The following is a 7,188-nucleotide window of genomic DNA, read 5'->3' as shown; positions in this document are numbered from 1 at the left end:
CGTCGGCGAGCTGGAAGGCGGTGCCCATGCGCTCGCCGTACTGGGTGAGGATGTCGACCATCCACGGCTCGGCGCCGGACATCAGGGCGCCGAAGACTGCTCCTCCGGGTCGAAGAGGCGGGCGAGCAGCCGCCAGTAGAGGACCTGACGGCGGTTCTCGTCCGCGTCCGGAACAGGCTCGGCGTTCAGCACGGTGGTCGGCTCGGTCATTTCCGCAGCAGCCTTCCCGCGCGCTCGCGCAGCACCGCGACGGCGTCGGTGGCGGCCTTCTCCGCCTTGACGCCCAGCTTGTCGGTGGTGTCGCCGGCCCAGGCCCCGGCGTGCAGGGCGACGGCCTTCTTCCGCACGGTGGTCTCGACGGCGAGCGGCTGCAGCAGGTACCGGCCGGCGTCCCAGCGGAGCAGGCCGATGCAGGCGGCGGAGGCGGCGACGGCCTCCGGGGTGAGCGGGCCGGCCGCCGGGATCCGGTCGGTGTCGACGGCGAGCGGCTGCCCGGCGAGCACGAACTCCAGCGCGTCGCCGTCCAGCCGGACGGTGTAGCCCTCCAGCAGCACCGGCACCGCGATGGCCGCCGGGTGCCGGTCCAGCGGTGCGGTGGCGGCGGCTTCGGCCGTGGCCAGCACGACCCGGGCGGTGCCGAAGGCGTCGGCGGGGGCGCCCGGGCGGGCGTGCTCCTCGCTCCAGAGCAGGTCGCCCCCGGCGGTCGCGGGCATGTCGGTGAGCTCCATCGAGCGGCCCTCGCCGACGGCGGCGAGGAGCGCCGTGTGCGGGCGCAGCAGCTGCCAGACACCCGTCCCGACGACCGTGTCCGGCTTGGGCACGGAGACGGAGGCGCGCACCAGCCGCGGCGTGCCGCCGTCGGCGGGCTCCAGCACGGCGTGCACCTGGGCCTGGACGGCGGTCGCATGCTCCTGCAGGTCGATGCCGAGCGGCAGCAGACGGCCCGTCACGGCCTCGGCGGGCGGCGCGTCGGCCGCGCCCGGCACGGTGAGCACCAGGGCCCGCGACCACAGGTCGGCCCAGCGGCGCAGCGGCACCCGCTCCAGGGTGGCGCCGGGGCAGGAGGCGGCGAGTTCGGCGGCGAAGCCGTCCAGCAGGGTGGCGAGGCGGCGCAGCGCCGGGTCGGGCAGCATCGCGCTGACCACCGGGGCGGCCCCGGCGACGAGGTCGTGGTCGATGCCCTGCCAGCCGGCGCGGGCGAGGTCGGCGAGCCAGGCGCGGGCGGCGGCCAGCAGGTTGGCGGCCTGCGGGGCCCCGGCGCGGTGGCCGGGAAGGCGGTGCGGGCGCGGCCGGTCGCCCCGTCGATCCGCGCGGTCAGCGCGTCGTGGACGGAGCCGAGCAGGGCGCAGCGGGCGGCGGCCAGGGCGGTGAGGTGGTCCTCGTCCCCGACGCCGGCGGCGGTCTTCTCGGCGGCCTCGGCGACCCGGGCGGCGAGCGGCGAGCCGGCGACGGCCCCGGCCAGAGCGAGCAGCCCGGCGGCCTGGGCGGGCTGCGGCCGGAGCACGCCGGCGGCGAGCACCCGGTCGAAGCCGTCGACGGCGGCGAGCGCCTCGTCGAGGCCGTCGACCGGGTCGGTGAGCAGGTCGGCGCGCATCAGGCCACCGCCGCCCGGGTCGGCGGGAACCACTGCATCTCGGGCAGCGGCGCGGTGGTCGGCGCGAGTTCCAGGTACGCCAGGTGGCGCAGGAACCGGCTGAACACCTGGGCGGCGGCCGCCCGGTCCGCGGCCGGCGGCAGGGCGGCCCGCATCGCCCCGGCGATCGCCGCCGCGTCGTCGGCGGCCTCGACCCGCAGGTAGCGGGCGACCCGCCCGGCGCCGTACTGCAGCACCGCTTCGGTGATCAGCGCGCCGATGTGGTTGCAGAACGAGCCGCGGGCGCCGCCGCAGGGCCGGTTGTTGTTGGTGCTGCAGGCGAACGCGAAGTCGCCGGCGGCGACCGAGGACACGTAGACCCGCTCGATGTCGGAGCCGCTGGACACCACGCCCTGCAGCCGGCCGTCGGCCAGTTCGACGAACGGGACCTTGGCGAGCTTGCGCGGCCGCGCGGGCGGCACCACGCGTGCCGTGCTCGACTCCTCCCAGGCAGACAATGCACCTTCTCCTTGCGTCCGGGGGTGTGCCGCGCCGGATCGGCGGGACGCTGAGAAAGCTAGTGGCGATCACTGACAGCCCCCGGTGCGCCGGCCGGGCGCACCGGGGGCCGCCGGTGTCAGCCGGCCAGGTGGACGAGTTCCCCGCCGACGTAGGTGCGTTCGACCCGGGCGTCGGCGATCTCCGCGGGCGGTGCGGTGAGGATGTCGCGGTCCAGGACGACCAGGTCGGCGAGGTGGCCGGGGCGCAGGCTGCCGGCGTCGTCGTGGCCGTTCACGTGGGCCGAGCCGGCGGTGTACGCGGCGAGGGCGGTGGCCGGGTCGAGGCGCTGCTCGGGCAGGAAGACCCGGCCGTCGGTGGCGCCGGGCTCGGACCGGTTCACGGCGACGTGCAGCCCGGCGATCGGGTCGGGGCTGCTGACCGGCCAGTCGCTGCCCGCGGCGAGCGTGGCGCCGGCGCGCAGCAGCGAGCCGAACGGGTACTGCCAGGAGGCGCGTTCGGGGCCGAGGAAGGGGATGGTGAGTTCGTCCATCTGCGGCTCGTGGGCGGCCCACAGCGGCTGGACGTTGGCGATCGCGCCGAGCCGGGCGAAGCGCGGCAGGTCGTCGGGGTGGACGACCTGGAGGTGGGCGAGGTGGTGCCGGTTGCCGCGCCGGCCGTTGGCGGCGACGGCGGCCTCGACCGCGTCCAGCGCCTCGCGCACGGCGCGGTCGCCGAGGGCGTGGAAGTGCACCTGGAAGTCGAGGGCGTCGAGGGCGGTGACGTGCTCGCGCAGCCGCAGCGGGTCGACGAAGCTGATCCCGCTGTTGGCGGTGGCGCAGCCGCAGCGGTCGAGATAGGGGCTGGTCATGGCGGCCGTGAAGTTCTCCGCGATGCCGTCCTGCATGATCTTCACCGCTCCGGCGCGGAACCGGCCGCGGCTCAACTCCTCGCGCCGCGCCTCCAGTTCGGGGATCTGCTCGGCGCCGCGACCGCGGTCCCACCAGAGGGCGCCGGTGACCCGGGCGGTGAGCGTGCCGTCGAGGGCGGCCGTCCGGTAGGCGTCCGAGACGTCGGGCTGGCCGTTGAAGACGCCGAGCAGGGCGTCCTGCCAGCCGGTGATGCCGAGCGAGTGCAGCAGCTTCTGGGCGCGCAGCAGGCCGGCCAGCCGGTCGGCGGCGGTGCTCGGCGGGACGTGCCGCGAGACCAGGCCGGTCGCGCCCTCCTGCAGCACGCCGCTGGGGGTGCCGTCGGCCTCGCGCTCGATCCGGCCGTCGGCCGGGTCCGGGGTGTCGGCGGTGAGCCCGGCGAGCTCCAGGGCGCGGGTGTTGGCCCAGGCGCCGTGGTGGTCCCGGTTCAGCAGGAACACCGGGCGGTCGGCGCAGACGGAGTCGAGCAACTGCCGGCTCGGCAGGCCGCCCTCGAAGCTCTCCATCGACCAGCCGCTGCCGGTGATCCACTCCCGCTCCGGGTGGGCCGCCCCGTAGTCGCGGACGCGGCGCAGGTACTCGTCGACGCCGGTGGTGCCGGACAGGTCGCACTCGGCGAGCTCCGTCCCGCCGTACACCGCGTGGACGTGCGCGTCCTGGAAGCCGGGGATCAGCAGCCGGCCGTGCAGGTCCACGACTCGGGTGCGCGGCCCGATCAGTTCGCGGACCTCGTCGTGGCCGACGGCGGTGATCCGCCCGGCGGTGACGGCGAGGCCGGTGGCCCGGCTGCGGGCCGGGTCGTTGGTGTGGACGGGGCCGTTCGTGAAGACCAGATCGGCCTGGGCCATGGGTGGTGCTCCAGTGCTCGGGCGGCGGCGCCGCGGGTGGAGAGGGGGTGGTGCGGTCCGGGCCTGCGGCGGGCAGGCCCGGACCGGGATCAGACGGTCGGTTCGAGGACCGGCTCGGCGGCGGGGTCCGGCGAGCGGCGGTCGAAGTACGGGGAGCGGCGCACCCAGCGCGCCCACGCGGCCGCCAGCAGGCCGGTGCCGACCATCAGGCCGGGCACCAGCAGCTGGAACCAGCCGTTGTCGGCGCTGAGTTCGAGGTGGTCGGCGGAGGACCAGAAGGTCCACACCAGGTAGCCGCCGACGGCGAGCAGCACGACCGCACCCAGCAGCGGCGCCACCACTGCCCGCAGCCCCTCCCACGGCGCCGTGCGCAGCAGGCCGCGGAAGCGCACCGCGGCGGCGAGCGCGGTGAGCGCGTAGTACAGGGCGACCAGGATGCCGCTGGCGTTGACCGCGGCCGAGATCAGGTCGCTGACGGTGGGGATGGCCGGCGAGAGCAGGGCGAGGACGGTCGCGACCGCCGCGATCAGCACGGTGCCGACGGCCGGGGTGCCGTGCCGGGGGTGCAGCCGCGTCCACACCGGGCCGAGGGTGCCGTCGCGGCCCATCGCGAACATGCCGCGGGCGGTGGGGATGATGCCGGCCTGCAGCGAGGCCGCGGCGGAGAACAGCAGCGCCACCAGCGGCAGCGCGGCCAGCGGCTGGTCGGCGAGCTTCGCCCCGAAGTACGTCAGCCCCTGGGCGCCGTTGTCGGCCAGCTCGGAGAGCGGCAGCACCCGCTGGAAGGCCGTCCCCGCGAGCAGGAAGAGCAGCATGACGACGGTCAGCGCGACGAAGCCGCCGCGCGAGGCGTCCCGCGGGTCGCGGACCTCCTCGCCGATGCTGAACACCGACTCGAAGCCCCAGTAGCAGAACACCGCGAGCACCATGCCCTGGGCCAGCGCGGAGAGCGAGGGGATCGTGAACGGGTTGTACCAGTCGAGCGAGAACGGCTGGTCGCCGGCGAAGAGGCCGTATCCGCAGAAGACCAGCAGCACCGCGTACTCGAAGATCAGCAGGTACTTCTGCAGCCGGGCGGAGAGGTCCAGCCCGCGGACGGCGACGGCGGTGGCCGCGGCGAGCACGGTCAGCCCGATGACGGTGGTCTGCAGCGTGGAGTCCGGGTCCAGGGCGAGACCGCCGATCCGGTGCAGCCCGGCGAGACCGAGCAGTTGCAGCACCGCGGAGCCGGTCACGGCGGTGGTGTAGGCGAGGAAGACGACCGTGCCCACGATGTTGACCCAGCCGGAGAGGAAGCCCAGCCACGGGTTGAGGGTGCGGCCGATCCAGCTGTAGCTGTTGCCCGCGTTCGGCTCGACCCGGTTGAGGCGGCCGTAGCCGCCCGCGATGGCGAGCACCGGCAGGAAGGCCAGCAGCATCAGCGCCGGCAGGTGCAGGCCGACCACGCCCGCCATCAGGCCGAGGCCGATGCCGATGCTGGTGGTCGCCGCGGTCGTCGAAGCGGCGATGACGACGCCGCCCTCGATGCCGACCGACTTGCGCATCGTCGTACGGGGGGCGGCCGCGGTGGGGGAGCCCGCGGTGCGGCCGGAGGGCTTGAGCGGTGATGCCAAGGGAGTACCGCCTCAACTGTGGGGGTGTGACCGGCGGGGAGGTAGGGCGCCGGAGGCCCGGCAGAGCCGGTGACCGGTGGCGCTGTGCCGGTGGCCGGAATGAAACCGGCCGGGCACTTCACACGTCAATGCTGTTGTCATAAGCTCCCCGGCCATGACCGAACGCGTGGTACCGGAAGACCGCCGCCGGCGCAGGCGCCCCACCCGCCAGGGCACCGTGCTCTCCGAGCGGACGATCGTCGAGACGGCCCTGCACCTCGTCGACCAGCAGGGCGCCCAGGCCCTCACCGTGCGCAAACTCGGCGCCGCCCTCGGCGCCGACCCCAGCGCGATCTACCGCTACTTCCACAGCTCCGACGCCCTGATGCTCGCCCTCACCGACGAGATGATCGGCCGCGCCCAGCAGGGCTACCGGGCCACCGGGGACTGGCGTGCCGACCTGCGGGAGATCGGCCGCCGGATCCACGCCTGCTACCAGGCCCACCCGCAGGCCGCCGTGCTCGCCGCGCACCGCACCACCGGCCGCGAGCACGAAGTCCGGGTGGTCGAGGCGATCCTCGGCGTGCTGCGCGCCGCCGGACTCCCGGACGGCGAGGCGGTGCGGATCTACCACGCCTTCGTCGACCAGGCGCTCGGCTTCGCCGCCCTGGACGCCGCCGCCCTCGCCCTCCCCGCGGCCGCCCAGGCCGCCGACCTCGCCGTCTGGCACGCCAACTACGGCACCCTCTCCGCCGACACGCACCCCAACATCGCGGCGACCGCGCCCCTGCTCGCCGTCGACATGCGGCGCAGCGGCTACCCCACCGCGCTCGAACTCCTCCTCGACGCGATCGCCGCCCGCCTCGACACCGCCGCCGGCTGAGGCCGGCCCTCGGGGTGCGCCGGTGCGTCGCGGCGGAACAGCGCCGTCCACAGGAACGCCTCGCCGAACAGCGGCGAGTCGGCCGGTTCGTCGTTCATCCGGCGCAGCTCGACCTCCGTCAGGTCCGCGAAGATCCGGCGCAGCGACTCCGCGGTGTACGCGAGGCCGCCGCCCAGCCGGCCCTCCCGGTAGAGGTCCGCGTCGGAGAGTTCCGAGCCCATCGCGCCGGCGGCGAAGCAGGTCAGCGCGAGGTGGCCGCCGGGCGCCAACACCCCGGCGAGGAGCGCCAGATAACTCACGCGGCGGTGCGGCGGCAGATGGTGGAAGCACCCCGAGTCCACCACCAGCTCGTACGGGCCGGTCAGTTCCGTTCCCGCGAGCCGGAAGGCGTCGCCGCAGAGGAGGCGGACCTCGACGCCGGCCTCCCGCGCCCGGTCCCCGGCCCACGCCAGAGCGGCGGGGGAGAGGTCGACCGCGTCCACCTCGAACCCCCGGGACGCCAGGAACACCGCGTTGCGCCCCGGCCCGCACCCGAGGTCCAGGGCCCGGCCGGGAGCGATCGGCCCCCGGTCGACGTGGGCGGCCAGGCTCTCGTCCGGCTTGTCCGCGAAGAACGGGACGGGCTTCGACCGGTCGGCGTAGAAGCGGTCCCAGTAGCCCGCGCCGTCCCCGGTGGCCAACCGGCCGTCCCGGCTGGCGAACAGCCCGTCCAGGAGAGCGAGAACGTCATCGACAGTACGTACGGTCCGGTCCATCCGGCCCCCTTCCGACAGGTCGTCAGATTACTCCCGCTGGCGAAGAAAGGCCAGGTCAGGGCAGGTGCGGTGGGGTCGCGTAGGGCTCGTGGCGGGCCCGCGGAAGGGCC

6 protein-coding genes and 1 pseudogene are annotated in these 7,188 nt (G+C 75.3%); 1 reads left to right on the top strand and 6 read right to left on the bottom strand.

Annotated elements, in window-relative coordinates:
• Positions 1-81: 81 nt before the first annotated feature.
• The 5 genes and pseudogenes from ABZ641_RS21015 to ABZ641_RS20995 all read right to left on the bottom strand — a co-directional run bounded on the left by ABZ641_RS21015 (position 82) and on the right by ABZ641_RS20995 (position 5,392).
• Positions 82-210: a hypothetical protein gene (locus ABZ641_RS21015; protein ID WP_359983816.1), complete on the bottom strand. Its 129-nt coding sequence runs from the start codon at positions 208-210 to the stop codon at positions 82-84.
• A pseudogene (locus ABZ641_RS21010) lies at positions 207-1,594 on the bottom strand (hypothetical protein). Before ABZ641_RS21010 ends, ABZ641_RS21015 begins: the two are co-directional and overlap by 4 nt.
• The gene (locus ABZ641_RS21005) at positions 1,594-2,091 is read right to left on the bottom strand and encodes a hypothetical protein (protein ID WP_359983810.1); all 498 of its coding nucleotides are present in this window, start codon (positions 2,089-2,091) and stop codon (positions 1,594-1,596) included. The pseudogene ABZ641_RS21010 and the gene ABZ641_RS21005 overlap by 1 nt, the downstream one beginning before the upstream one ends.
• A 119-nt stretch (positions 2,092-2,210) precedes the next feature.
• Positions 2,211-3,848, bottom strand: a complete 1,638-nt coding sequence (locus ABZ641_RS21000) for an amidohydrolase (protein WP_359983807.1) — start codon at positions 3,846-3,848, stop codon at positions 2,211-2,213.
• Positions 3,849-3,937: 89 nt separating this feature from the next.
• The gene (locus ABZ641_RS20995) at positions 3,938-5,392 is read right to left on the bottom strand and encodes an APC family permease (RefSeq protein ID WP_359983813.1); all 1,455 of its coding nucleotides are present in this window, start codon (positions 5,390-5,392) and stop codon (positions 3,938-3,940) included.
• A gap of 223 nt (positions 5,393-5,615) precedes the next feature.
• On the opposite strand from ABZ641_RS20995, the gene ABZ641_RS20990 reads away from it, so the two are divergent.
• Positions 5,616-6,323: a TetR/AcrR family transcriptional regulator gene (locus ABZ641_RS20990; RefSeq protein ID WP_344625544.1), complete on the top strand. Its 708-nt coding sequence runs from the start codon at positions 5,616-5,618 to the stop codon at positions 6,321-6,323.
• On the opposite strand, the gene ABZ641_RS20985 is transcribed toward ABZ641_RS20990, so the two are convergent.
• Positions 6,257-7,078 carry a class I SAM-dependent methyltransferase gene (locus ABZ641_RS20985; RefSeq protein WP_359983804.1) on the bottom strand — a complete coding sequence of 274 codons (822 nt, stop codon included), beginning with the start codon at positions 7,076-7,078 and terminating at the stop codon, positions 6,257-6,259. The two genes, ABZ641_RS20990 and ABZ641_RS20985, sit on opposite strands and share 67 nt — an antisense overlap.
• Between the last annotated feature and the right edge of the window lie 110 nt (positions 7,079-7,188).

This window comes from Kitasatospora sp. NPDC007106 (assembly GCF_040634455.1).
Taxonomy (GTDB): domain Bacteria; phylum Actinomycetota; class Actinomycetes; order Streptomycetales; family Streptomycetaceae; genus Kitasatospora; species Kitasatospora arboriphila.
The sequence above is the reverse complement of the archived record's forward strand: the minus strand, read 5'-3'. Positions and strand labels throughout refer to the sequence as shown.

What these genes read in the sequence shown, in the direction of transcription:
- ABZ641_RS21015 (WP_359983816.1), bottom strand. Translation starts at nt 210, where the DNA reads ATGACCGAGCCGACCACCGTGCTGAACGCCGAGCCTGTTCCGGACGCG.
- ABZ641_RS21000 (WP_359983807.1), bottom strand. Translation starts at nt 3,848, where the DNA reads ATGGCCCAGGCCGATCTGGTCTTCACGAACGGCCCCGTCCACACCAAC.
- ABZ641_RS20995 (WP_359983813.1), bottom strand. Translation starts at nt 5,392, where the DNA reads ATGCGCAAGTCGGTCGGCATCGAGGGCGGCGTCGTCATCGCCGCTTCG.
- ABZ641_RS20990 (WP_344625544.1), top strand. Translation starts at nt 5,616, where the DNA reads ATGACCGAACGCGTGGTACCGGAAGACCGCCGCCGGCGCAGGCGCCCC.
- ABZ641_RS20985 (WP_359983804.1), bottom strand. Translation starts at nt 7,078, where the DNA reads ATGGACCGGACCGTACGTACTGTCGATGACGTTCTCGCTCTCCTGGAC.